Annotated in this window: 1 protein-coding gene; it reads left to right on the forward strand. The window is 43.9% G+C overall.

Annotated elements, in window-relative coordinates; all coding sequences use genetic code 11:
- Positions 1 to 41: 41 nt before the first annotated feature.
- Positions 42 to 535, forward strand: a 494-nt coding sequence (locus DXA60_RS18495; protein WP_243006964.1) for a reverse transcriptase domain-containing protein, incomplete at its 3' end; no start/stop codon positions are given.

Here is a 535-nt window from a genome sequence, read left to right on the forward strand (position 1 = left end):
AAAAGATGGTCAAATCAAGCGAGACGGAAAGGAAAGAACGCATGGACGCAAGTAGTCTAATGGAGCAGATATTATCTAGCGATAACCTCAACAGGGCATATCTGCAAGTCGTACGAAACAAAGGTGCAGAGGGAGTGGACGGAATGAAGTACACAGAACTCAAAGAACATCTTGCAAAGAACGGCGAAATCATTAAGGAGCAGCTGAGGATAAGAAAGTATAAACCTCAGCCAGTACGGAGAGTGGAGATACCAAAACCCGATGGCGGTTTCAGAAACCTGGGAGTGCCAACAGTAACAGACAGATTTATACAACAAGCCATTGCACAGGTTTTAACGCCAATCTACGAGGAGCAGTTCCATGATCATAGTTATGGATTCAGACCGAACAGATGTGCACAACAGGCAATCCTGACAGCACTTGATATGATGAACGAGGGCAACGACTGGATTGTAGACATTGACTTGGAAAAGTTCTTTGACACAGTAAACCATGACAAGCTTATGACCATCATAGGCAGAACTATAAAAGATGG

It is taken from the genome of Roseburia sp. OF03-24, from assembly GCF_003463035.1.
In the GTDB taxonomy this organism is placed as follows: Bacteria; Bacillota; Clostridia; order Lachnospirales; family Lachnospiraceae; genus Roseburia; species Roseburia rectibacter.